Origin of the sequence: Pseudonocardia sp. DSM 110487, assembly GCF_019468565.1 — a bacterium.
Lineage (GTDB): Bacteria > Actinomycetota > Actinomycetes > Mycobacteriales > Pseudonocardiaceae > Pseudonocardia.
Genome location: NZ_CP080522.1, coordinates 134473 through 156572, shown reverse-complemented (window position 1 = coordinate 156572; position 22100 = coordinate 134473). Strand labels below are relative to the sequence as shown.

Below are 22100 nucleotides of genomic sequence, written 5' to 3'. Positions count from 1 at the left end.
CATCGGGTATCGATGGTGGCTCACTCGCCCGATGAGGCTGACCGGTGACGCGGCGGCGCGCGCTGTCGCAGGCACCGGGCTGCCGGGGCCACGAGATCCGCCTCGGCGAGGCCTGGCACTCGTCGTCGCTCGGCGCGCCGGCCGTGTCGAAGACCGTGAAGCAATACCGCCGGTCCGGTCGACAGCCGTGGTGAAGGTCGTCTCGTCGATGGCTGTCGCGGCACGGCGGTCGCCCTTGTGAGACTCGATCAGCACCCCTGCGCCGGTCGTGATCACAGCGCCGACGGTCGCCAGAGCAACGTCCAAGGATCGCTTCGGGATCACGTGCACCTCAGTCAGTTGATGGCATGATCGCAGTCATCCTCTACTGAGGATGAACCGCAGTCAACAACAGTGAGGGCGTCGATGGGGCCTGTCATCACCTGGAGCTGCCGCGCGCTGGCTTCGGTCGTTCTCGCCGGCGCCGTGCTTGTCGGCGGCGCGCAGGTCGCAATGGCCGTACCCGAGGAGCACTGGCGGCATGGGCATTTCGTCCGAGTTGGCGTGCCCGTCTACGCCGAGCCTGTCGATGGGTGGGCGTGCTACTTCGCCGTGGGGTGCCGCGAGTCCAGCGATCGCGAGCCCGACGATCCGCCGCCGATCTGGCACAGCACAGACACTCGCGCTTCCCTGGATGTCGAGTGCTACCTGGGCCGCTACTACAAGATCCACGAGGTCGGAGGCGAGCGGCGCGACGGGTGGGCGCTCGACGACGACATCAGCACCGACGATCGCCTCAAGCCCTGCCGGGCCGGAGATTTCTGAGGGAAGGACGCGGCCGCCCTCTTCGCTGACCGCCGCTCACTGCGACACCACGCGGTGCGACCGACGAGCGGCGGCTCGCGGACACCACGACCGCAGAGGGCATCGGGCTGCGCGCGAGGGATTCCGCGGGGCGGGACTAGCTGTGCGGCATCTGGCAGGATCTGGTCGGCCGATGTCCCGCGGGAAGCGTTGAGGTGCTGCCTCTGGGCGCTATGGTCAGTCCATCGAGGGACTCGAGGGATGCGCAGTCTCAACGTTGCTTGAGTGGAGAGAACCGGGCACGGCGCAATGAACATGACCAATGACCTTGACCGACCGCAGTGGTGGCGGATCGCCCGGTGGCCGCTGTGGTCCTTGCCGCCGCACGCTCTCGTGGCCGTCCTCCTCGTAATCGTCTCAGCCTTGGGGCTGACGATCGCCGGCCTGATCATGACACCGTTGACCGCTCAGCAACTTGCCGTCGCAGGCCTGCTGACCGCGCTCTGCATCGTCCATACGGAGTTCCTCGCCGGGCTCGAGCAGGTCCGCCGCAGCCTGTCGTTCACGGGGTACAACGACATGACCTCGGTCTGGACGTTCGCCGCGGCGTTGCTCGTGCCGCCGGCCCTGAGCGCATCAGCCGCGTTCGTGATGTTGACGCACATCTGGTGGCGCAGCTTCCGGCCGGCCGGCAACCCGGCCTACCGCGGAATGCACTCCAGGTCGACGAGTATGCTCGCGTGCTTCGGAGTCGGACTTGTTTTGACGCAGAGTGGCATCGATGTCAACACCGCTGGCGTTCCTACGTTTAAGGCGTTCCTCGTCATACTCGTCGCGCTGCTTGCCTACCTCACGATTAACACTCTCCTGGTCGTAGTAACCGCCTGCCTGGCATTGCCAGAGACCCCATTTGCCGACGTCTTCGGCACCTCGGACGAGCTCGCAATGGAGGCCGCCACGCTGGGACTCGGCGGCGCACTCGCAGTCATCCTCAGCAGCCTCAGCCCGTGGGTGGCGTGCCTGTTGCTGCCGCTGGTCCTGGTCCTGCACCGGGCGGTTGCCATCCAGGTCCTTCTGTCCCATGCACTTCAGCGAAGGCGCGGCGTCGCATAGTTGCGGCGGAACGGTCGGATGGACCGGCCTCGGTACCGGCTTGGGCGGGTCCCGAACGGTGATGCCCCCCTCTGTGGACGACCAGCTCCCAGCGAGACTGCCTGCGGTGCGCGACCGGCCGAGCTTCCTGGCCGAGGAGTGCGCGCAGATGCACCTGGCCCGCGGCGCCCTTCGTCTGGATGTCCAGATCGTCTCCGACCTGGACCAGCCCGCCCGCCGCCGTCTCGCCCCAGTCGTTCGTGGCGACTTGACCATCATTGGCATTCTTCTGGGCTAGCGCTATTGCTCTGGATGGCCGTTTACTCAGCGTGTTGCCTGGCCGGCGCCCAGCGGCCGCTCCCTGGCGCCTACGGAGCCAGGGTGGTGACGTAGCGCTATCGCGCTTCTCTGCCTCGTAGTTTCCCCTGGTCGGTGTTCGCGTTTTGCGGAGACCTCGGCGAGCCGAGCGGGCGAGCGCCCGGGTTGAGCGGCTTAGTGGTTACGCCATCTCGCCTATCGGTGCTCGCGACCCTCGGGACCTGTGCATCTGCGCGGATACGCTTCCCCTCGGGCAGCCAGCGCACGAGGCGCAGACGCAACGAGGCGGAACCCGGTGCAGGGGTTCCGCCTCAGATGTTGCTGCTCGTCGAGGTTCATTTCAACGAGGAGGTGCGCTAACTTGCGCGACCCTGACGGAGGCTACATGCAGAGCGTGTACGCCGCCATGGAAAGTACCGGGCACCACGTCGTGCTCGCTGTGGTCCGCCTGCTCGAGCAGGTGCTCGGGCGGCGTCGGCCGTTCCGGCGGGCCGTGGTGATCCTGGTCCTGGTGCTCGCTGTTCTCGTGGCCGCGAGGTTCCCGGCGTCGGAGCTGCTGCCCCTGGTGGCGGCACCGTAGCGAGAGGAGCAGGGCGGCCCGCCCGCGTGCGGGCCGGGCCGCCCCGCACCTCCGTGTGCGATGACCCCGGGCGCAGCCCCGCGATCTCGGAGGCCACGCATGCTGCTCGCCGGTGGGCGGACGCTTCTGTTCGGACATCTGTTCGGATGCGGCGTGCGAGTCCCGGCGGCGGCGAGCGAGGATGATCCCATGGACGAGCACGACGACACCCCGGAGCTGGCGCCCGCGCCGACCGTGCATGACCGGCTGCGCACCTACCTCAGCGAGGAGCGCATCCAGGCGCACTTCAAGGCTGGCAGCATCCGGGTGGGCGACCAGGTCGTGACCGACCTCAACCAGCCCGCCCCTCCGCCGGCGCGCCCGGTGATCCTGCCCTTCTGACCATCGCGTACGCGGAGAGTCCGCCGCCCGTCCACGGCGTGTGACGTGCATAGAGTCCGCGGGTGCTCCGCCTGCCCGTGCAGCCGATGGTCGCTCGCCCGGCCGCCGAACTGCCGCGCGGCGGGCGGTGGGCGTACGAGGCCAAGCTGGACGGGGCCCGCGGTATCAGCGTGGTCGCTGGTGGGCGCGCCCGGCTGCAGTCCCGCCAGCTGCGCCCTCTCACCGACTACTTCCCCGAGGTCGTCGCCGCACTCGAGGAGACGTTCGCGGACGTGGCGCTGGACGGCGAGCTCGTAGTGTGTGGCCCCGACGCCCGGCTGGACTTCGGCGCGCTGACGCGGCGCATCGCCGGCGCCCGCCGCGGCGACATCGGACAGGTCAGCTACGTCATTTTCGACGCGCTGTCCGCGGGCGGCACCGACCTGACCGGCTACCCGTACAGCCTGCGACGCGCGGTACTGGAGCAGCTACTCGACGGCGCGCCGCGGCCGCTCGCGCTCGTCCCGATGACCCTGGACGGGAACGCGGCCAGGGTGTGGCTGACCGAGCACCTGGACGCTGGCGTCGAAGGCGTGGTGGCGAAGCGCCTGGACGGGCCGTATGACCCGCACAGGAAGTCGTGGTCGAAGGTCCGCGGCCGCCGAAGTGCCGAAGCCGTCGTGGGCGGGGTGCTCGGCCCGATCACCGCGCCGGTGGCGCTGGTGCTGGGTCGCCGCGACGAGGCAGGCCGGCTGCGGGTGGTCGGACGCACCAGCACCATCCCCCGCCCACAGCGCTCCGAGCTCGGCGCGCTGCTGCGCCCGGCCCGCGGCTGGCACCCGTGGCCGTCGCTGCTCGCGCCGTCGAGGTTCGGGGATGCGGGGCCGGTCGAGTACACGCGAGTCGAGCCCGACGTCGTGGTCGAGTTGACGATCGACTCTGCGGTGGACGTGCTCCGAGGGAGGCCAGCCTGGAGGCACCCGGCCCGCCTTGTGCGGATCCGAGCGGACCTTCGCGCCAGCGATGTCCCGCACCTTTCCTGACCCGAGGAACCGATTAGGAAGCACCTTAGCTCATCCGCAGCTTCCACTTCTGATGACGCTCCAGGCGTTCCGTTCCATGTGCCGATTTCTTGGGATTCCGTCGCTATGTAACCCAACCGCTTCACGTCTCCGACAACTGCCCCGACGATGGTATTTGCCATTCACTATGCTCGGTTCAGAAGACACCAGTATGCGCGATCGCTGGCATCTGCGGTGGTGAATGCAGTGATTCGAAGCTCGCTATCCGTAACGGAAAAGGTTCCCGAACGATCGCCGAAGGCGATTCGGTCCTCCTGGACCGAGTAGCGGGATTCAGGTGGGCCAAAGTCATAGGTCGTCGTTCTGGCGCGGCCGTCCTCAGTGAACTCTACGGCGATTTGACTTCCGAGAAACTGGAAGGTGGGATCATCACTGCACGCTCCGATCCATCGACCGACGAGGGCCGCCGTGGGGTCGCTGCTGCCACAACTGGAAACGAGCAGAAGCGCGGCCGCACCTATACTCAACAGCTGGAGAGGTCCCAGCTTGCGATACGGGCCGGAAGATCCGCGGCGGTTGTGCATGATCCCCACCTGCGCAACGACGAAGAGCAGCACCATGATCATGGCAGCCTTAGCCGCCCGCCGCCAGCCCAACGAATCTCGCCCGCTGGCGATCGACCGCGCGGACGCCTGGTCACCGCTCAGGGGGCACCCATGGCTGTGGAGGCGCGGGGGCCGCGGCGCCGGGCGCCTCGACGAGCTCTTCGAGCATCGCCCGCAGCAGCCTGTTGTCGCCACGATGCGCTGCTGCGGCCGCGGCCACGTTCACCTCGGCGTCCATCGCCGCCCAGCGGACGCGGTAGCCCGCGTCACGGGCGAGCTGGGCGAGGAACGCGCGCTGGGTGCGGCCGTTGCCTTCGCGGAAGGGGTGCAGCGCGTTCACGTCGGCCAGGAGCGCGGTCAGCCGATCGACGAACGCGGCACGGCCCAGACCGCGCAGGTAGCCCTCCCGGGCGAGCTGCCCGAACACCTCGCCGGCGAACGACACGAGGTGTTGCGGGAGGCAGAACGGCTGGCCCTTGCCGATCGAGACGGTCCGCAGCTCGCCCGCCCAGTCGTAGACGTCACCGAAGATGTAGCGGTGGAAGCCCTGCAGGTGGACCAGGTCGTAGCAGCCGGGCAGCGGGTTGAGCCGGAGTTCGATCAGGCGGTAGCTGGTGAGTTCGGCTTCTGCCTGGGCCAGCTCGGCCTTGTCCGTGATCCCGAGCCGGTTGCGCAGGACGCCGGACTGCAGGTCGAGGTATGGGTCCCAGCTCACTTGCGGTGGCGCGCGAGCGTGCGTGCGCGGGCCTCCTCGGTGCTGATCCGGCCCTCCGCGATCGCCTCGAGCAGCGCGAGGCCCTCGTCGCTCGGTTCGAGGCCTTCCGCGCGCACCGACGCCAGCGCCTCGGCGACCGCGTCGCGCCGCTCGGCGGCGTCGACCAGCTGCTGATACTGCGACACGGACATGACGACGGCCTCCGGCCTGCGATGGGCACCGACGAACACCGGGCCACTGCCTTCCTGGACCCGCCTCAACGTAGCGGCGAGCTCGGCCCGGAACTCCCGGACCGACAGAACCGAAGGCAGCAGCACAGCATCAGCGTACACGAACGTGTACACGTATGAGGGCGCCGCCCCGTCGAGCCGTTGGCTCTGCGGGGGATGCGACCGCCATCTCCGGCACCCCAGCGCCATTCAGTTGGCGGTTGCGGCGGCCACGTCTGATCGCGCTCGTGATCATGCCGGACGTTGGGCGCCTTCTGCCGCACTTCGCGACTCGCGAAGGGGTTGCGCTCCCCTACGCCGCGACTCGTCCTGCCCCCTTCCCATGGGTCGTCCGAGCAGGGCCGGCCGTCGACGACGGTGGCGATCGCGCGGCTAGTTGACTGAACTTGGTATGCCGCACATCAAGCTGCTGGGACGGTGCGCATCAAGATGTGAGGTCCTCTGCTGGGGTTGCTCCGGAGGCGCTCGGTGTTAGCCGTATTGCGCTGGCAAGCTGGCGCGGTGGGATTTGCTGTTGCTCAGCTCAGGGCGCCTGGCCACCCTGTCGCTGGATACCCCGTCGATGCAGCTCCTGATGAACACCAATCGGGCAGCAGCAGGTGACCGCGCCACGGACCGGCAACTCGTCGCCGATGACCACGCCGCCACAGTTCGTTCCACGCGTGGCATTTCGCGCCCACACCGGGGGACTACGGTCGGTGGCGGTGACCTCGGGCTGCACTCGGATCGTCACCGCCGACGTTGACGGCGCGGTCCGGGTGTGGAACCTGGACACGTGGGATCTCAGCGGCTCCCCGGTCAGCCAGCCCTTCAGCGTCCATGGCGGCGGCGTGTTCTCGATAGCGGTAACCCCGGACGGCACCCGCCTCGTCACCGCCGAAATCGGCGGCGACGTGTGGGTGTGGGACATGGTCAGCCGCGCACAGCTCGTCGCGCGCTTCACCGGCTTCACGAGCGACGAGGGGTCGGTGGCGGTGACGCCGGACGGCACCAGGATCGTGACCGCCGACGTTGATGGCTCGGTGCGGGTATGGGATATCGCCAGCCGTTCCCCGATCGGCGAACCCCTGACCTGCCATGCCAGCGACGTGTTATCGGTGGCGGTGACCCCGGACGGGACCAGGATCGTCGACGGCGGCGTCGATGGCTCGGTGCGGGTATGGGACATGGTCAGCGGGAACCGCGTGTGGGACCTGCCCAGCGGCGTCCAGATCGGCGAGCCGATCATCGGTCACACCGGCAGCGTGGTGTCGGTGGCGGTGACCCCGGACGGCACCCGGATCGTGAGCGGCGGCAACGACGGCACCGCCCGGGTGTGGGACCTGGACCCGGACAGCCGCGCCCCGGTCGGCGAGCCCCTCACCGGCCACACCGGTGGCGTGAGATCGGTGGCGGTGACCCCGGACGGCACCCAGATCGTCACCGGCGGCGCGGACGGCTGGGTGCGAATTCACGAGGCTTCCGGAGGTAGCGCCACGGCCGAACTTGTGGTCGTCAGCGACCACGCCGAGGGCCGCGATTTGATTGCCGTGACCTCGGAGACCCCGAACGGCGGCACCCAGAAGGTCACCCAGGGCGTCCCCGGCAGCGTGCTTTCGGTGTCCGTGACTCCGGACGGCACGCGGATCGTCACCGGCGGCGACGACGGCACGGTGCGGGTGTGGGACCTGGCCACCGGCGCCCCGGTCGGCGAGACCCCCATGGGCCATCGTGGCGGCGTGCGGTCGGTGGCGGTGACCCCGGACGGCACCCGGATCATCACCGGCGGCGGCGACGGCTGGGTGCGGGTGTGGGACCTGGCCACCGGTGACGAGGTCGGCGTGACCTTGGGCGCCCACAGCAGCGGGGCGACAGCGGTGGCGGTGACCCCGGACGGCACCCGGATCATCACCGGCGGCGGCAACGGCGGCGGCGCCGGCATGGTGCGGGTATGGGACATCGCCAGCCGTTCCCCCATCGGCCTGCCCCTCACCGGCCACACCCGCGGCGTGACAGCGGTGGCGGTGACCCCGGACGGCACCCGAATCGTCACCGGCGGGGGCGACGGCGACGTGCGGGTGTGGGATCTGGCCACCCGTGCCCCGGTCGGCCTGCCCCTCACCGGCCACACCCGCGGCGTGACAGCGGTGGCGCTGAGCCCGGACGGCACGCGGATCGTCACCGGCGGCGACGACGGCACGGTGCGGGTATGGGACATGGCCAGCGGCACCCCGGTTGGCGAACCCCTCACCGGCGACGTCAGCGCTGTGGGGTCGGTGGCGGTGACCTCGGATGGCACGTGGATCGTCGCCGGCGGCTGGGGTGTGGTGCGAGTGTGGGATCTTGCCACCGGGTCCGAGGTGAAGTCGCTGACCTGCGACGGTGGGACTGGCGGGGTGCGGGTGGCGGTGGCGATCACCCCACACGGCGAGCGCGTCGTCAGTGTTGATCGGTTGGGCACGATCCGGGTATGGGCACCGTTTGGCGAGCTCGGCGTGGACGTAGGTGCCGCGGTGGTGACCGATGCTGAGGCCGGCGCCGACCTACTCGACCTCACCAGCGACGTGCGGACGGTGGCGACGCTGTTGGCGGCCAGCGCGACGGCGCCGCCGCTGTCGATCGCGTTGATGGGGAACTGGGGCAGCGGCAAGTCGACGTTCATGCGGCTGCTGATCGCCGAAGTCACCCGGCTGACCAGCGTCGACCGCCGCGGTGTGTACGTGCGGCAGGTGCGGCAGGTGCGCTTCAACGCCTGGCACTACAGCGACGACCACCTGTGGGTCGGGCTGATCGAGCAGCTGTTCGGCCAGCTGCGCGACCAACCCGCCCCGGCGGCGGAGTCGACGGAAAGCCTTCCCGAGCTGCAGGCCAAGCTGGGCCGGGCCAGGACCCGCCAGGATCGCCTGGACCGCCAACTCGCCGACCTCGAGCAGCTCGACCCGGCACAGGGCTGGTTCGGCCAACTCGGCGTGATCCGGCGAGCCACCGTGGCTGCGCGCGCCGCCGGCCAGGACGCCGGGGGTGAGCTGCGCGGACGCGGGTTCTGGAGGAACCTGTTGGTCGCCGCGCCCGTCGTGGTCGGCGTCGCCGCGGCCGTGCTGTTCGGCGCGCAGCTGCGCGACTGGGCCCTGACGTTGCCCTGGATCCGCGACGCTCCCACGACCCTGCCCTGGCTCGTGGCCGCCGCCGGGTTCATCCCCGCGGTGATCGCCGCGGTGAAGACCGTGTGGTCAACCGCGCGGACCTCCGCCGATGAGCTGCACACCCAGCTACAGGCCCGGCGGGAGGAGAACGCGAAAACCATCACCCGCTGGGAGGACGCGCTCACCCGCCTCGACCCCGCCCGCCAGCTCGACGCGCTGCTGGCCGAGATCAGCTCCCCGGATCGCTACGCCGCCCACCGCGGGCTGCTCGGCCGGGTCAGCGTCGACCTGCGGCGGCTCAACGAGCAACTCACCCAACAGGCCCACCCGGCGCAGCGATGGCGAATCATCCTCTACATCGACGACCTGGACCGCTGCCCGGCCGACCGGGTCGTCGAAGTCCTGCAAGCGGTGAATCTGCTGATGAGCATGGAGCTGTTCTTCGTCGTGGTCGCGGTCGACCCGCGGTGGCTGTTCGCCGCGCTCGACCAGCACCACCGCCACCTGCTCGCCCACACCAGCGGACCGGATCACAACGACACGGCGGCGCGGGAACGGGCGCTGGCCGGGCGCGCCCTGGACTACCTGGACAAGATCTTCCAGATCCCGCTGGCGCTGCGCCCGGTCGGCAGCCGCGGGCCGGCCTTCCTGCGCAGCCTGCTCCCCGAACCCGAACCCGACGCCACAAGCCGGTCCCGTGCGGCCGATGCGACCACCACGAGCAACCCGTCCACCGCGGGAACCGCACAGCGCCCACCAACGCCGCAACCTCGGTACGGCGCTGACAGGCCGGTTCCTGAACCCCTCGACGAGCCCCGCGCTGCTGCGATGCCTCGGTCCGCCGACAGCCCGGTGGACAATGCCGCCGCCCAGGCTGCTTCCGGAGTCCAGCAGGCCGTGCCCGCCGGGCCGAAACACGCGGCCACGTCTGCTGCGGCCATTCGGCTGATCCCCCAGAACCTGCGCTTGAGTGCCGCCGAGATCGACTTCCTGCCACGCCTTGCCGGGCTGTTGCCAACCCCTCGGGCGATGAAGAAGTTCAGCAACCTCTACCGACTGCTGCGCCTGGGCATCCCCACCGCCCAGCTCCCGGGCTACCTCGGCGACCGCGACGGCAGTGGCCCCTACCAGGCCGCGGCGCTGCTCCTCGCGATCCTGATCAGCGACCCCGGCCACACCCGCGGCCTGCTCGCCCACCTCGGCGGGCCAGACGGTCCCACCCTCGAGCGCGACATCGCCGACCTGGTCGCCGCACCACGCGACGACCACGAGACCCGCCAATCGCACGGCACCCGCCCGGCCGCGGACATTCCCGCGCTGACACGGCTGGCCAACAAGATCGTCGAGCTGCGCGCCGCCGGTGTGCGGGTGCACGGGCACGTCGCGACCTACCAGCAATGGGCGCGCACCGTGGCGCGCTACAGCTTCGACACCTACCAGCTCTACACCGAACCCGACGAAAACTAGTTGATCGAACTGCGACCGGTGCCGGGTGGCGCCGAAGGCCGACGGCTGGGTCCGGCCAGGTCACGGCATTCAGAGAGCGGGCTGCGTGCTCCGGGAGTTCAGTCAAGGAACCGTCGGCTTTCGGCTCGAATGCCCACTCGGTGCCCGTTGGTAGCTCGGCGGCCGGGCAGGCGACCATCGGCTGTACGGGCGGGCGGACCACCGGGGGACGGCACTCAGGTCACAGTGCGATGACGGCTCGAAGCGCCGCCGCGACGCCGGCGCGGCAGGGCCCATTGCGGCACGAGCGACGGGGGTGGTCATCACCGCGGGGCCGCAGCCCTCGAGGTGTTCCAACTGATCGGCTACTCGAGCGACGGGGCTCGGCGATGATGACCACCCCGACCGCGATGGAGGACCCGATGACGCGCAACCCCCCGATGCCCGGCCGCTCGGAAGTCGACCACTACCTGTGGCTCGCCGACCAGGATGTGGATCAGATCAACCCGAGCGAGTTGACCAATGCTGAGCGGATCGCTTTGGTGCAGGCCCGCGCGACCATGGCACTCGCAGCGGCACTGAAGATCATTGCGGAGCCTGAGCTTCGTCACTCCAAGCGACCGAGGGGCGACGAGGCCGGCTGACGGCCGCCGCATGCAACGAAGGGCCGACCCCGGGAGCGTCGAAGTCGGCCCTTCGTTGGCTGGCCCATCAGCCAGGTTGGCGTGCCGCCTCGGCGACTGCGGCCCGTATGACGTTCAGGATCGCGCCGCGCATCCGGTCGGACAGCAGATCCGTTCCGGCGGGCAGCATCTGTGCCAGCAGGGAGCCCTGCGGCTGCACGTCGAGCTCCAGCGACGGGCGGCGGCGAGCACGATCGTGGTCTCGTCGACGTCGAGCACCTCGGCAAGCAGCCGGACCGTCGCCACCTTGGGAAACGCGTTCAACCGGTTGTGAGAACCGATCTGTTGCCAGCGGGACTTGGTCAGTCGGCCGTCAGAGCGGCGTTCGAGTTCGCCATAGCTCCAGCCGCGCTCGTCGAACCGCTGCTGGATCAGATCGTGGAGTGTCAGCACTCCGCGACTGCCCACTGACGCGCAGTACAGCGTCAACTATCCGGCGCCGCCGGATCGAACTGGCCGGCCTCGTGTTGCTGCGCGGCAGTGGGCCTGTTGTTCGCTTTGCCGTACATCCCGCGGGAGCTCCCCGGGAGCCGGCGCTTCAGGGCCCATTGCGGCACGAGCGCGGACGCGGTCATCACCGGTGCGCCGCGGCGCTCCAGCTCGCACGTGACGACGCCGAGCCACAGGCCTCGGTCGCTCATGACTTGGGCCCACATGATGCCGCGCACGAGGCCGGTGACGGAGACGCCACCGGGCCGGACCTCGCCGTATCGCTTGCCATGCGTGAGGTGCTGCGTGAGCGCGGCAAGGTCTACCCACACCGGCGCCGCTGGCGAGCACCGCCGGACGGCGCGGTCGTCGACGTCGAGGATGTCGGGCGCCGATCCCTCACGTTCGAACATGCGTTCTAGTATCTGCGATCCGCTTCCGCTGGCCCAGGCTGGCCCTGGCGCCGCAGGGCTACCCGGCTGCAGACGGCGCGGTCCTGCCGGAGCCAGGCATCCGTGGGCCGTGTCATCGCTGCAGTCCGGCCGCGTCGTGGATCCAGCCACGCGATCCCGGGCCGCCCTCGGGATCGGGGCTACCCCTCACTCCCCGTCGGAGGTGCGGCGTGCCTCGCGTGTCATGACCGTCTCGTGGATACCGATCAAGTGGCCACTGTCGTCATCCAGGGAGATGAACATCTGCGGTGGCGTGGACTCCAGGCGCGCAGCCTCGACGATCCGGCGCCATTGCCCGGATTCGGGGTTTCGCACCTGCATGCCGGCCTCAAGTTCGCTTGCCAGGCGCGACCGGCGCGACGAGCCTCCCGCCCAGTTCTTGCTCATCAGCCTGCTTCTCCCTCGCTGGAGCTGTCGCCGTAAAGACCCTGCGATCTTGGGGGCAGTGTCCGGGTCGACCCGAGAATCCGCCGGTGGCACTGGTGCTCGGGCGCCGCGATGACGCTGCACGGCTGCATGTGGTCGGGCGCACCACCATGCTGCTGCAGCCCGCCGGGCCGTGGCATCCCTGGCCGTCGGTGCTCGCCCGTCGAGGTTCGGCGACGCCGGCCCGGTCGAGTACGCGCGGGTGGCGCCAACCGCGGTGGTGTAGCAGACGGTGGAAGGCCCATTGGGATGCTGTCGAACCTCTCGCTCATCGCGCTCCCGCTGTTCGTCGTCGACCGGCCTACTGTCGCGCCTGATCTCGACTTCATGCCCCGCCGATCGTCACCATCTGCCGGTCATCGGGATCCAGGGCGGCGTCGACATGGGCGGGGCCTCGCGCGGTCGCAGCCGCACATCCGCCACTCAATGTCGGGTCCGCTACCGGGGGTCACTGGCCACACTCCGTGCAGTGGAACCCGTCGAACTCGGTCATGCGGCCGCAGAACCCGCAGAACGCCTGGTAGAGCCACCTGAAAGGTGGTACGGATCGGTGCGGGTGATACGTCGTGCTGTTGTCGCCAATCATCGTGGAACCCACTTCCGCGCTTCCGCCATTCGGCGACCGTTTTCCGAGACGTGCCCTACTCGATCACGACGCGACGTCAGTGTGGCTCGGATGCCCAGGCTCAGCGTCATCCTGACCATCACTGACCCGCCCCAGGTCGACTGAGCTCTCCACGTCTGTCATAGCGAACAGCGGCAGGTGCGCCTCGTACAGGTCCCCACCAGCGGCAGCCACCGCGGCGGCCAGCCCGTCGAGGCCGCTGAAGGCAAACCAGCGTGCATCGGCGGCGTCGTCGCCCGCCGTTGCGACGACCTGCGCAGGCAGCTGATAGAGAGCCACCGTGGAGCAGACCCAGGCGTGATCGGTGTTGCGCCAGTCCTCGACATAGACGTGGCCGAGGATTGTCGGTGGCACCTCGGCGAGGTCGACGCCGGTCTCCTCGCGCAGCTCGCGCACGAGCGCGGCCGGGGCCGTCTCGCCAGGATCGACCATGCCTCCAGGGATTGCCCACACGCCGCGGTCGCGGCGTCGGATGAGCAGGATGTGCCGGTCCTCGCCAGCACCAGCGACGACGATCGGGTCCGCGGCGGCGTTCTCACCCCACTTGCCAAGGTTGCGGCCGGTGCGGCCTGTGCGGCCGGTCGGGTTGAGCGGCCGCCGATGGTCGTCCAGCACGTACGGCAGCAGCGCGGTGGCCTGACGCTCGGCCAGTCAGGAACCTCGTCCGGGGTGACGTAGGGCTCCGCCCAGCCTTCGGCGACGCTTGCGGCCAGGCCTTGTGGGCGCAGCTCCACCGGGGTGATGTCCACCGGGGCGTATCCGGGCCACGGGACGCTCCACGAGCGCATGGAGTCGGGGACCGGGGGCGCCCGGATGGTCGACGGGTACATGTTCGCCGGCGATGGCGAGTTCCCCGCAGGCACCGGGTGACGTCTTCGAGAGGGTCGTAGGTTGCGGGCGGGTGCGCGTAGCTGGCGCAGGCAGATCGGTGAGCCGGCTCGTGCGGGTTGTGGGAAGAGCGCGGCCCGCGGCGCTCGGTCGAGCTCACGCACCAGCGACTCGGCGCGGCGCCTCGTCGGCCAAAACGTGACGTCGGGTCGTCAGACACCGTCGGTTCCCGATCCGGAGATCTGCTTCACTGAACCGCGCGCCCCATGGCGTCGCGCGCCGACCAGTTCCGGCTGGTCGACGGCCGCACTGGCCACAGGTCGGTTACGCCGCACACGCCTCAAGGTCGAACCGACGATCCGGCCGACGATCCGCGCGACCTTGCGCGACACGAGGTCCTTGGGCTCGACGAGACCGACGTGCAGCCGGTTGCCGAACCAGCCACACGGGAAGCCCGCGATGAAACCAAGCACCCCGCCCAGCAGCAGGACACTCACCAGGTCCGCGATCACGACGCACCTCCCACTACGGCCTTCAGCTCCGACTGGGACATCAGTGGTCCCCGCCTCCCCTTGCGCTGCATAGCACCCGGCCCAGGCTAACGTTTTCACGTTAAATCGTCAAGTAGGACGCCCATGGACTTGGCGGGCGTTGCTGGGTGTGCCTCGATGGGCTCCCGGCAGGCCTGCCGGCATCAGCTCTGATCGTGCACCGCCGCCGGTCGAACCTTGCTCATCGCTGCGGCGATGTGGAGCGCCGCTGAGGACGCTTCAGCGCCAGCCACCGCGCCCGAGATCGCCCATCGGGAATCGGGGCTATTTCACTCTCCGTCGGAGGCGCGGATCGCCTCGCGTGTCATGACCGTTTCGTGGATACCGATCAAGTGGCCACTGTCGTCATCCAGGGAGATGAACATCTGCGGTGGCGTGGACTCCAGGCGCGCAGCCTCGACGATCCGGCGCCATTGCCCGGATTCGGGGTTTCGCACCTGCATGCCCGGCCTCAAGCTCCGCTCGTCGTGCTCCTCGCCGCTGCCGGGCGGATCTTGGCCTGTCGCCCTCTATGACAGCGATCAGCGGGGTCGATCAGGGTTGGCGACCCAGTACAAGCCGGCTCAGGTGGCAGGCCTGCCAGCCCACAGCCTCGTGACCATGGCGCGCGCAGTACGCGATCGCCTCCGTGAGCTGGCTCTTCAGTAGCGCCAGGTGCTGCTCGCGGTCCGCCTCCATCTCGCCCTACTCAGAACAGTGGCCGCGCGCGCAGCCGCTGGGCGTACTTCTTCATCACCTCGGCCTGCTCCAGCGCCGCCTTCGATTCCGCGGAACCCGGCGGGTACTGGCCCGCGCGGATCCGGCACCTCATGGCCTCCTCGGTAGCGCGGTCGATCTCGCGGCCGTTCAGCTCATCCGGACTGGGAACCTCGGGTGCCATCTCTTCCTCCCTCACGCGCCGGCGAACAGCTGGCGCTCGTAGTTGTCCTGGCGATGCGCCAGACGGACGGGTCGGGCGGTGTCGCACCAGTCCTCGACGCGGACGCTCTGACACGTAACATGCGACAGCAAGTGTAGTGTTTTCACGGCAAAACGTCAAAGTACCGACTTGACTGGATAAACGTCCCACTGCGCTACGGGTGGAACGCCAGCACCGAGCACGGCCCAAGACCACGAAGTGTGCAGCGCCAACGCTGCGCGATACCTCGGGGTAGATGCTGTACGCTGATACAGCGTCCGATCAAGGAGGACTACAGCATGACTGCGCCGTACCGGTACAAGGCCGTGGCGAACGGGATCCGCACGGACCATCCGACCCCGGACCTGCCGTTCGTCGACGACTCCCACATCCCGATCGAGGATCCGGTCGCAGTAGAAGCGGTTGGCAGAGGCGCCGGAGATGGCATGTGGGGCCGTGAGGACGCCATCAAGGAGGACGGGAGCTGGCTGGCCTTCACGACCGACCCCGTGCGTCACGACTTGGCATGGATCGTGCGGTGGCATCCCGCGCACGGTCGCTCCGTGGTGCTGTATCGCGACGCGGACGCCTCCGGTGCCTACATGACCTACTGGGGTCCGCCGCTGTTGTTCCGGTCTGGCGGCTATTGGTGGGATGGCGAGGTCTGGTATCGGCCGCTGCAGATCTTCGACCGGGCCAGCGAGGAGTACCTGCGCCGTCCGGTGCCGGCCGCATCGATCACCACTGCGGCCGACCTGCTTGCCGCCGGGAGGGGCGAGCCCGACGACGCGGCAGTACTTCCGATCAGCAAGGTTGACGTCGACGCCGGGTTTACCGGCCGGTGGATCGACCACCTCTCGTTGTGGGCCTCGACGCGCCACAACCGCGATCTCGACCAGTGCGTGGTGAGCCTGACCGCACACGAGCTAAGCGCCGACCAGCTCGTGAATGCCGCTGGCATGGCCGAGATGGCGGGAGTCGCAGCGTCGACGTTCCGGTCCTATTTGGCGCGCGGCGAGGCAGATATCCCACCACCACAGGCCACGATCGGCGGCCGAGCGATGTGGTCGCGGCCGGTCGCGGAAGAGTGGGCCGAAAGCCGACGGCACTCCGCGGAGAGTGCCGCCGAAACCATGGTCGATCGGGAGGGTGACTCGGACCTGCCACGCGGCGTTGCCGAGCTCTGGACCCGCTGGACGGAGATCTTCCGATCCATGCTGTGGGACCACCCCGACCGGCGGAAGCGGTGGGCGCTGCGCTGGCGCACCGAGGCAGCGGTTCAGGACATCGCGAAGACACTCGGCTGGACGGTGGCCGCTAGCGTGGATCGCATCGTTCCCGTGGACGATCTCGCGGTCACGATACAACTGGCTTTCCTCCGCGAGGTGGACGAAAGCCGCCGGATGGACGGTTCCGAGCAGCACAGCGTTTATCTGACACCTCACGTCGCTCGGATGCTCGATTGGCTGATCCAGCACGAGCCGCGACGGGCCTATCACCTCGTCAGCAGCATGCTTGGCGAAGCCGAGCGCAGCTGCGGCGCCTCGCGCTCGGCCGTAGCTCGCGGCCTGCACGTCGCGTTGGTCCTTGACGGCCACCTTGACGAGGCCGATTACCGCAAGTTCCTCGAACGGGCGCTCCCCGCCGGCACGTCCTTCTAACCCGGCGGGCACCGACGGCCCCGCTGAGCGGGGCCGCAGTTCCGCGCGCGGTGCGGCGAAGCGTGGCGCTCGCGGTCGGCGTGCTCAACCAGCGCAGCAGCGAGGACCTAGGCGCCCGGGGAGCCTGATCGTGGGTCGGGCGCAGACTCGACGACGTAGGCGGTTTAGCTCATCAGGCCGGCCATCGTTGCAGCCATCGGGCTCGCGGACCCTGCGTCAACGGTACGGCTCCATCTCCCGCTCGCTCAGGGCGACGGCCGGGACCGGCGCGCGTTCGAGGCGGGCTCGCACTGCCCCGGAGGGGTCACAGATCGCGAAATTGACCAAACCGAACCAACGACCGTCGACGGATCGGGTCCAGCGCGTCAGCAGCCCGGGAACGCGCCCAGTGGCCACGAGTAGCCCGTCCGGCAGTGGGTCCTCGCCAACGTCGGCGGCCTCGTCGGGCTTCCCGTAGAGCTGATCGAGGTCGATCCAAACGGGCCGATCCAGCGGCCGCTCCGGCGGCGGTGTCGGCCCCGCTGACCACCGCTCATATGTCATCGTCGCGCCCCCTTCGCATTCCCTTGCGCAGCACCCTGCCGGGCAGCGTCTTGCGCGAGGCGTGCCGGGGGAAGCGGCGGCTCGCACGGAACATCGTACATACGTTCGAGAGTGGCCGTACCCAGCCGCGCCCTCTCCACCCGTCCCACTGGCGCCTTCCGTCGTTGCCCGAGTTCCAGCAACACCAACATCGCCCGCCACGCTGGCAGGGCATGTGCCGCGGATGCCCATCAGCGAGCCCGCCCATTCGGTTGAGAGGAGCAGGCATCGATCACCGGACCCTCGCCTCCTGGGCCGCAACGTCGGCTCGGGACTGGGCGTGCCCGGCGTCGGCCTGGTACTCCTGCTCGAGCAGCGCGTAGTCGGGGTCGTCCCACCTGGCCCGCCGCTGCTCGGCTCGTGCGGAGATGAGGGCTCGATCCCGCGCGATCGCCTCAGGCGAGCTGTCCAAGGCGTAGATCCCGGGCCGGTCGGACGACTCGACCCACTCCCCCCGGCCCCATCCGTCGGAGAACCTCCGGGTCTCCGACGGAGACGCGGATTCCTGTGCCTGGTCTCGCTGCTCGCGCAGCCGGCTCACCTCCTCTTCGTAGAAGTCGGCGACCTGCGCAGAGACGTCCGTGGCGTGCGGATCCTCCGCTGCGCTCCGCCACCACTGAGCGTTCTGCTCAGCATCCTGTAGTTGCTGCTCGCAGTTCTGGCCGTCCATCACCGGGCCCGCCCATCTGCAACATCCTCGGCGCGAGCCGGCAGCCACCAGATGACTTCTTCGGCGGCGAGCCCGACGCGCTGCAGGGCGGCAAGATCCTCGGCATCGGGCACTTCCACAAGGTCCCCGTAGATCGCCCACCGCTGCACTCGGAAGGTGGCGTCCGCGGCGTACGCGTGGTCGAGATTCCGTTCCTGCTCGGCGTGGCGCTCCACCCGCTCTTCGGCAATGAGCTCGTCGTCCGGGTGGAAGTCACCGGGCTCCGGTCGGAGGCCTGGGCATTCGCCGTTATCGGCGACCATCCCTTCGTCATGGAGGTGGTGGTCGCCGTGCTCGCAGTTCACCGGGCCCTCGCCTCCTCAGCCGCATAGTGCGACGCCTGCGTTGCCGAGCGCCGCGGACCATTTCTGCTGCTCGGTCTCGGTGAAGTCCCACCCTTTCGCCCCGTCCAGGAGGCGGGACACGGCCACACGAGCGGCGGTGAGCTCGGCGTCGGTAGCCGCGACTGGAGGCGATGCACGCGGGCGTGGCAGGAAGCAACTCCGCCTCGGCCAGCTCGTCGGCCGGGGATCTCGCAGGCGGTCATCGGCGCTCGTCGTTCCACCAGCCGCGAATGGTGGCGTCGTGGCCGCTGTTGTCGAGCCGCTGCGGCACGCCGTTGGGGTGCTGTGCGGTGGCGTGCCGCATCCCGAAGGGCTCGTTGTAGATGGCCGGGGCACGACAGGTGTCACACCAGGGGAACCCCTTCGCGAAGTGCTCGGCCGCGTGCGCGTCGTCGGCCCGGATCTCACGCGCGGGCGGGTCCGTGCTCATCAGAACCTCCACCAGCCGTCGTAGCCCGGCGGGAGGGCCGGGTAGTTCTCCAACATCGGGCGGAGCAGGGCGACGTGGCGCTCGATGTCCTCGAGTTGCTCCATGCCCCAGTAGCCCGCGCCGTCCCAGCGGCCGTGGCAGTCACCGCCGTAGCGGCCGTCGACGTGTAGCTCCAGGGCGTGGGCCGCGTCCCGCGGTTCCGTCTCGCCCAGGTAGCCCCAGAGCTGGCCGACGCATGCGACCGTGAAACCGGAGCGGCGGCGAAACCACGCCGCGTCGACCCGCATGCGGTGGGACCGGCCGTAGCCATCGCTCGGGGGCGTGATCTTCATGCTGGACAGGTCGACGGCGTAGGGCCTGCGGGAGATTCTGAACTTCTCCTCCCGGATCATCGGGCGTCCTCCTCGTCGTCCATGACAGGGCGACCGTCGGGGCCGATCTCGACATCCCGGCCGCCGATCCGGACCGTGCCGCCGCTCATGCCACCGATCACCAGGCCCTCTACCTGCACCTCGGTCGGGTCCGTGCTCATCGCGTGCTCTCTTCCTCGAAGACCTCGTTCGCGCGCAGCAGACCTTCCCGCATGGTCTCTCGGGTGATCTCTGCGCTGACGCCGGCGCTGGCCTTCTCCAGGGCGCGGGCCTCGTCCTCCTTCTTCGATGCCCACTCGAACCAGCCGGCCGTTCGGTTCATCAGCTCGTTGCGCGGCCAAGTCCTCCGCCTGGCAGCGCCGCGGGCGCGTCAGTTCGGCACTGCGGCCCGACAGACGAGGTGGCCGAATGCTCCGGCCCGCATCACGCACCGTCAGGCGTACGGGTTTCGATGGCGATGAGGCGGGTCACGAGCTCGTGGAGGAGCTGCTGTCCGCGCGCCAGTCTCTGGATTTCGGCGACCGCCTCGGCGTCGCGGCGCTCGTCGTAGGGTGCGATGACCACGACGGGGGTTCCGTCGGGCGCGAGGCCGCGCAGGTTGAGGCGCAAGACGCGATCGCTGGCGTGGAACTTGCCGGCGATCGTGTCGCGCACCTCCAGAAGCAGTACCCATTCGGCCAGTGCGCGGGCTCGACGCGGCGACCGTTCGGGCAGTTCGACCTGCAGCGCGAGCAGTGCCCGGGCGTCCCCAGTCTGGATGATGCGGGTGTCGGCGATCGGGCCGAGCCAGCCGAGATCGGTCCGATCGCCAAGCCCGAAGTCGGAACCCGTCGTCTGGTCGCTTCCTGTCCGCTGTGGTGCGGGATTCACGACGTCTCCGCCGGAATAGCCTCTACCGTCAACCGGAACCTGTGCTCCCCGGTCCGGGAGGTGTCGGGGTCCCAGGACTCGACATCGAGCGTCACCCTCACGCCGTTGCGCTCGGTGTTCGTGGCCAGCTCGACAGAGTCACCAGCGGCCAGCTCGACGTCGGCGTTGTGGTTGGACAGGAGCCAGCGCAGATGTTCGGCAATGTCCTCAGTAGTCACCGTCAGGGAGATCGGCTGGTTCGGCTCGTGACTCATCGCTGCTGGTCCCTCCGAGTGCGGCCCGCGTCTTCAAAGTGGGTCTGGCGCTACTCGCCGGTCGCGGGGGTCGGCTGCTGACCGCTGGGAGCCTGGCTTGTCATGCAGTCTCAGCAGGCGACGTGATCCCCCGGACCGACCCCCATGACCCAGCCTCCCCAGCCCCTATGGGCCCCCACACAGCACAAGCGTACCCGCCTTACCGTGTTCACGGCAAGACGTTTTCACGCGAACACTGGAGCCCGGGGGTCGACCACCAGAAGATCGACACCTTGACGGCGGGGTTCCGCGCGCACGCGGCCGAGGTCGCCCGTGAACCCGGTGGCCGCCGACGCGAAGCTCGAGCAGATCCTGCGAGCAGGCCCCGGTCGGGGACGACGGCGCCAGGTACCGTGGCGCCGTCAACTTGATGCGTCCCCGGAGCTGGCGGGCCCCGGGGAGCGCGACACAACCGAGAGTGGGTCTCGGCATGGATCAGGGTATCGGCCCAACCATCGGCGAGCGCATCACTCAGCTGAGGAAGGCCGCCGGGTTGTCCCAGTCGGCGCTGGCCGCAGCTGCAGGCGTTTCGCCCGACCTCATCCGGAAGCTGGAGCAGGGGCGGCGGCACACCCTGTCGATCGCCTCCCTGCACGCGATCGCGCGCGCCCTCGACGTCGACGCCGGCGAGATCCTCCCGAAGCGCCCCGTTACGTCGTCCGCGCCGCCGTCCACCCGTGCTCGAGCGGGCGCGGTCGCGCTCCGGAAGGCCGTCACCACGGTCGACGACCTGATCGGCGAGGACCCCGACGTCGAGCCGCTCACCCTCGCGGCGGCGCGGGCGGCCGTCGACTTTGGCTGGGCGTCGTACTGGGCTGGCCGCATGCACGACGAGCTGCCACAGCAGCTGCCGATGGCCATCACGCAGGTCCGGGCGACCCTGCGGACCGTCCAGTCGGACGAGGTGCCGCTCGCGCACGACCTGGCCGCGGAGATCTACCAGCTGGCCGCGTGCACGCTGGTCCACCTCGGCTACGTGGACTCGGCGCACAGCGCCCTCCGGGAGGCCTTGGCGCTCGCAGCGCAGGGCACGGACGAGCTGCGCCCGTACGCGCTGCGCAGCAGCATGGCGTGGCTTCTGCTCAACCAGGGTCGATTCATCGAGTCGCACAAGGTCGCGACCGCCGCGGCGGCCGGGGTCGCCCCGAGCGGGGACTCCCCGATGGCCGAGTGGACGCTGTACGGGTCACTGCTGCTGTCCGGCGCGACGGCCGCGGCGCGCGCCCAGGACCGCCCGACCGCCGGGGTGCTGCTCGACGAGGCAGCGGAGGCCGCGACTCGGACCGGGTGGCGCGACGACTACCAGCTCGCGTTCGGCCCCGAGCAGGTGCTGATGCAGACCGTGGATGTCGACGTCGTCACCGAGAACTACACGCGGGCGCTCGACACCGCTGACCGGATGCCGGCAAGCACGCGGCTCCCCCTGGCGGCGCGGGCGCGGCACTTGGCTGACACCGCGCTCGCGCACACCCGACTTGGGCGATATGAGGCGGCGACCAGCGCGCTGATGCGGATCCGGGAGACGGCGCCGGACTGGCTGCGCGGCCAGCGGCAGACCCAGCAGATCGTGCGGGAGCTGCGCGACCAGGCGGCGTCGCAGCCGCGGCTTCTGGAGCTGGCGAAGCACACCGGCCTGCTCAAGTAGCCCGTCCGCCGCGCGGGGTAGGACATGGCG

Annotated in this window: 29 protein-coding genes; 11 read left to right on the top strand and 18 right to left on the bottom strand. The window is 69.5% G+C overall.

What is annotated here, in order from left to right; genetic code table 11:
- Positions 1-405: 405 nt before the first annotated feature.
- The 6 genes from K1T35_RS48375 (at position 406) to K1T35_RS48350 (ending at position 4176) form a co-directional block, all read left to right on the top strand.
- Complete coding sequence (locus K1T35_RS48375) at positions 406-804, top strand: hypothetical protein (protein ID WP_220263533.1); 399 nt, start codon at positions 406-408, stop codon at positions 802-804.
- A gap of 264 nt (positions 805-1068) precedes the next feature.
- Entirely contained in the window at positions 1069-1896 is an 828-nt protein-coding gene (locus K1T35_RS48370; RefSeq protein ID WP_220263532.1) for a hypothetical protein, read from the top strand.
- Between the two features lie 106 nt (positions 1897-2002).
- Complete coding sequence (locus tag K1T35_RS48365; RefSeq protein ID WP_220263531.1) at positions 2003-2173, top strand: hypothetical protein; 171 nt, start codon at positions 2003-2005, stop codon at positions 2171-2173.
- 405 nt (positions 2174-2578) lie between these two features.
- Positions 2579-2773 carry a hypothetical protein gene (locus K1T35_RS48360; RefSeq protein ID WP_220263530.1) on the top strand — a complete coding sequence of 65 codons (195 nt, stop codon included), beginning with the start codon at positions 2579-2581 and terminating at the stop codon, positions 2771-2773.
- Between the two features lie 99 nt (positions 2774-2872).
- On the top strand, positions 2873-3154 hold the full coding sequence (locus K1T35_RS48355) for a hypothetical protein (protein WP_220263529.1): 282 nt from the start codon (positions 2873-2875) through the stop codon (positions 3152-3154).
- Between the two features lie 62 nt (positions 3155-3216).
- Positions 3217-4176, top strand: coding sequence for a hypothetical protein (locus tag K1T35_RS48350; RefSeq protein ID WP_220263528.1), 960 nt, complete (start codon positions 3217-3219; stop codon positions 4174-4176).
- 164 nt (positions 4177-4340) lie between these two features.
- Here the strand turns inward: K1T35_RS48350 and K1T35_RS48345 are convergent, their stop codons facing one another.
- The 3 genes from K1T35_RS48345 to K1T35_RS48335 all read right to left on the bottom strand — a co-directional run bounded on the left by K1T35_RS48345 (position 4341) and on the right by K1T35_RS48335 (position 5792).
- Positions 4341-4781 carry a hypothetical protein gene (locus K1T35_RS48345; RefSeq protein ID WP_220263527.1) on the bottom strand — a complete coding sequence of 147 codons (441 nt, stop codon included), beginning with the start codon at positions 4779-4781 and terminating at the stop codon, positions 4341-4343.
- A gap of 70 nt (positions 4782-4851) precedes the next feature.
- On the bottom strand, positions 4852-5475 hold the full coding sequence (locus K1T35_RS48340; protein WP_220263526.1) for a Fic family protein: 624 nt from the start codon (positions 5473-5475) through the stop codon (positions 4852-4854).
- Positions 5472-5792 carry a type II toxin-antitoxin system prevent-host-death family antitoxin gene (locus K1T35_RS48335; protein ID WP_220263525.1) on the bottom strand — a complete coding sequence of 107 codons (321 nt, stop codon included), beginning with the start codon at positions 5790-5792 and terminating at the stop codon, positions 5472-5474. Before K1T35_RS48335 ends, K1T35_RS48340 begins: the two co-directional genes overlap by 4 nt.
- A gap of 545 nt (positions 5793-6337) precedes the next feature.
- On the opposite strand from K1T35_RS48335, the gene K1T35_RS48330 reads away from it, so the two are divergent.
- On the top strand, positions 6338-10294 hold the full coding sequence (locus tag K1T35_RS48330; RefSeq protein ID WP_370645557.1) for a P-loop NTPase fold protein: 3957 nt from the start codon (positions 6338-6340) through the stop codon (positions 10292-10294).
- 368 nt (positions 10295-10662) lie between these two features.
- Positions 10663-10917: a hypothetical protein gene (locus K1T35_RS48325; protein ID WP_220263523.1), complete on the top strand. Its 255-nt coding sequence runs from the start codon at positions 10663-10665 to the stop codon at positions 10915-10917.
- 114 nt (positions 10918-11031) lie between these two features.
- Here K1T35_RS48325 and K1T35_RS48320 read toward each other — a convergent pair whose 3' ends face one another.
- The 4 genes from K1T35_RS48320 to K1T35_RS48305 form a co-directional block, all read right to left on the bottom strand.
- A complete protein-coding gene (locus tag K1T35_RS48320) occupies positions 11032-11349 on the bottom strand; it encodes a hypothetical protein (RefSeq protein ID WP_220263522.1) in 318 nt (105 codons plus the stop codon).
- 32 nt (positions 11350-11381) lie between these two features.
- Positions 11382-11798, bottom strand: coding sequence for a hypothetical protein (locus K1T35_RS48315; RefSeq protein WP_220263521.1), 417 nt, complete (start codon positions 11796-11798; stop codon positions 11382-11384).
- Between the two features lie 186 nt (positions 11799-11984).
- On the bottom strand, positions 11985-12224 hold the full coding sequence (locus K1T35_RS48310; protein ID WP_220263520.1) for a hypothetical protein: 240 nt from the start codon (positions 12222-12224) through the stop codon (positions 11985-11987).
- A gap of 688 nt (positions 12225-12912) precedes the next feature.
- A complete protein-coding gene (locus K1T35_RS48305) occupies positions 12913-13503 on the bottom strand; it encodes an NUDIX domain-containing protein (RefSeq protein ID WP_255622852.1) in 591 nt (196 codons plus the stop codon).
- A gap of 126 nt (positions 13504-13629) precedes the next feature.
- Here K1T35_RS48305 and K1T35_RS49585 point away from each other — a divergent pair, with 126 nt between their 5' ends.
- The gene (locus K1T35_RS49585; protein ID WP_255622851.1) at positions 13630-13758 is read left to right on the top strand and encodes a hypothetical protein; all 129 of its coding nucleotides are present in this window, start codon (positions 13630-13632) and stop codon (positions 13756-13758) included.
- A gap of 170 nt (positions 13759-13928) precedes the next feature.
- On the opposite strand, the gene K1T35_RS48300 is transcribed toward K1T35_RS49585, so the two are convergent.
- From K1T35_RS48300 to K1T35_RS48290, 3 genes are all read right to left on the bottom strand, one after another.
- Positions 13929-14228 (bottom strand): hypothetical protein, encoded by a 300-nt coding sequence (locus K1T35_RS48300; RefSeq protein WP_220263519.1) that lies wholly within the window; start codon positions 14226-14228, stop codon positions 13929-13931.
- A gap of 308 nt (positions 14229-14536) precedes the next feature.
- Positions 14537-14710 carry a hypothetical protein gene (locus tag K1T35_RS48295; protein WP_220263518.1) on the bottom strand — a complete coding sequence of 58 codons (174 nt, stop codon included), beginning with the start codon at positions 14708-14710 and terminating at the stop codon, positions 14537-14539.
- A gap of 245 nt (positions 14711-14955) precedes the next feature.
- On the bottom strand, positions 14956-15147 hold the full coding sequence (locus K1T35_RS48290) for a hypothetical protein (protein ID WP_220263517.1): 192 nt from the start codon (positions 15145-15147) through the stop codon (positions 14956-14958).
- Positions 15148-15464: 317 nt separating this feature from the next.
- Between K1T35_RS48290 and K1T35_RS48285 the strand changes: the two genes are divergently transcribed.
- A complete protein-coding gene (locus K1T35_RS48285) occupies positions 15465-16826 on the top strand; it encodes a hypothetical protein (protein ID WP_220263516.1) in 1362 nt (453 codons plus the stop codon).
- An 814-nt stretch (positions 16827-17640) separates the two neighbouring features.
- On the opposite strand, the gene K1T35_RS48280 is transcribed toward K1T35_RS48285, so the two are convergent.
- From K1T35_RS48280 to K1T35_RS48245, 8 genes are all read right to left on the bottom strand, one after another.
- Positions 17641-18078 carry a hypothetical protein gene (locus tag K1T35_RS48280; RefSeq protein WP_220263515.1) on the bottom strand — a complete coding sequence of 146 codons (438 nt, stop codon included), beginning with the start codon at positions 18076-18078 and terminating at the stop codon, positions 17641-17643.
- On the bottom strand, positions 18078-18422 hold the full coding sequence (locus K1T35_RS48275; RefSeq protein ID WP_220263514.1) for a hypothetical protein: 345 nt from the start codon (positions 18420-18422) through the stop codon (positions 18078-18080). Before K1T35_RS48275 ends, K1T35_RS48280 begins: the two co-directional genes overlap by 1 nt.
- A 238-nt stretch (positions 18423-18660) precedes the next feature.
- Positions 18661-18891, bottom strand: coding sequence for a hypothetical protein (locus K1T35_RS48270; protein ID WP_220263513.1), 231 nt, complete (start codon positions 18889-18891; stop codon positions 18661-18663).
- Positions 18891-19283 carry a hypothetical protein gene (locus K1T35_RS48265; protein ID WP_220263512.1) on the bottom strand — a complete coding sequence of 131 codons (393 nt, stop codon included), beginning with the start codon at positions 19281-19283 and terminating at the stop codon, positions 18891-18893. Before K1T35_RS48265 ends, K1T35_RS48270 begins: the two co-directional genes overlap by 1 nt.
- The gene (locus K1T35_RS48260; RefSeq protein WP_220263511.1) at positions 19280-19423 is read right to left on the bottom strand and encodes a hypothetical protein; all 144 of its coding nucleotides are present in this window, start codon (positions 19421-19423) and stop codon (positions 19280-19282) included. Before K1T35_RS48260 ends, K1T35_RS48265 begins: the two co-directional genes overlap by 4 nt.
- Positions 19420-19584 (bottom strand): hypothetical protein, encoded by a 165-nt coding sequence (locus K1T35_RS48255; protein WP_220263510.1) that lies wholly within the window; start codon positions 19582-19584, stop codon positions 19420-19422. The genes K1T35_RS48260 and K1T35_RS48255 overlap by 4 nt, the downstream gene beginning before the upstream one ends.
- Before the next feature lie 101 nt (positions 19585-19685).
- Positions 19686-20132 (bottom strand): hypothetical protein, encoded by a 447-nt coding sequence (locus K1T35_RS48250; protein ID WP_220263509.1) that lies wholly within the window; start codon positions 20130-20132, stop codon positions 19686-19688.
- Positions 20129-20386 (bottom strand): hypothetical protein, encoded by a 258-nt coding sequence (locus K1T35_RS48245; protein WP_220263508.1) that lies wholly within the window; start codon positions 20384-20386, stop codon positions 20129-20131. Before K1T35_RS48245 ends, K1T35_RS48250 begins: the two co-directional genes overlap by 4 nt.
- A 469-nt stretch (positions 20387-20855) precedes the next feature.
- Here K1T35_RS48245 and K1T35_RS48240 point away from each other — a divergent pair, with 469 nt between their 5' ends.
- Positions 20856-22070, top strand: coding sequence for a helix-turn-helix domain-containing protein (locus tag K1T35_RS48240; protein ID WP_220263507.1), 1215 nt, complete (start codon positions 20856-20858; stop codon positions 22068-22070).
- Positions 22071-22100: the final 30 nt, after the last annotated feature.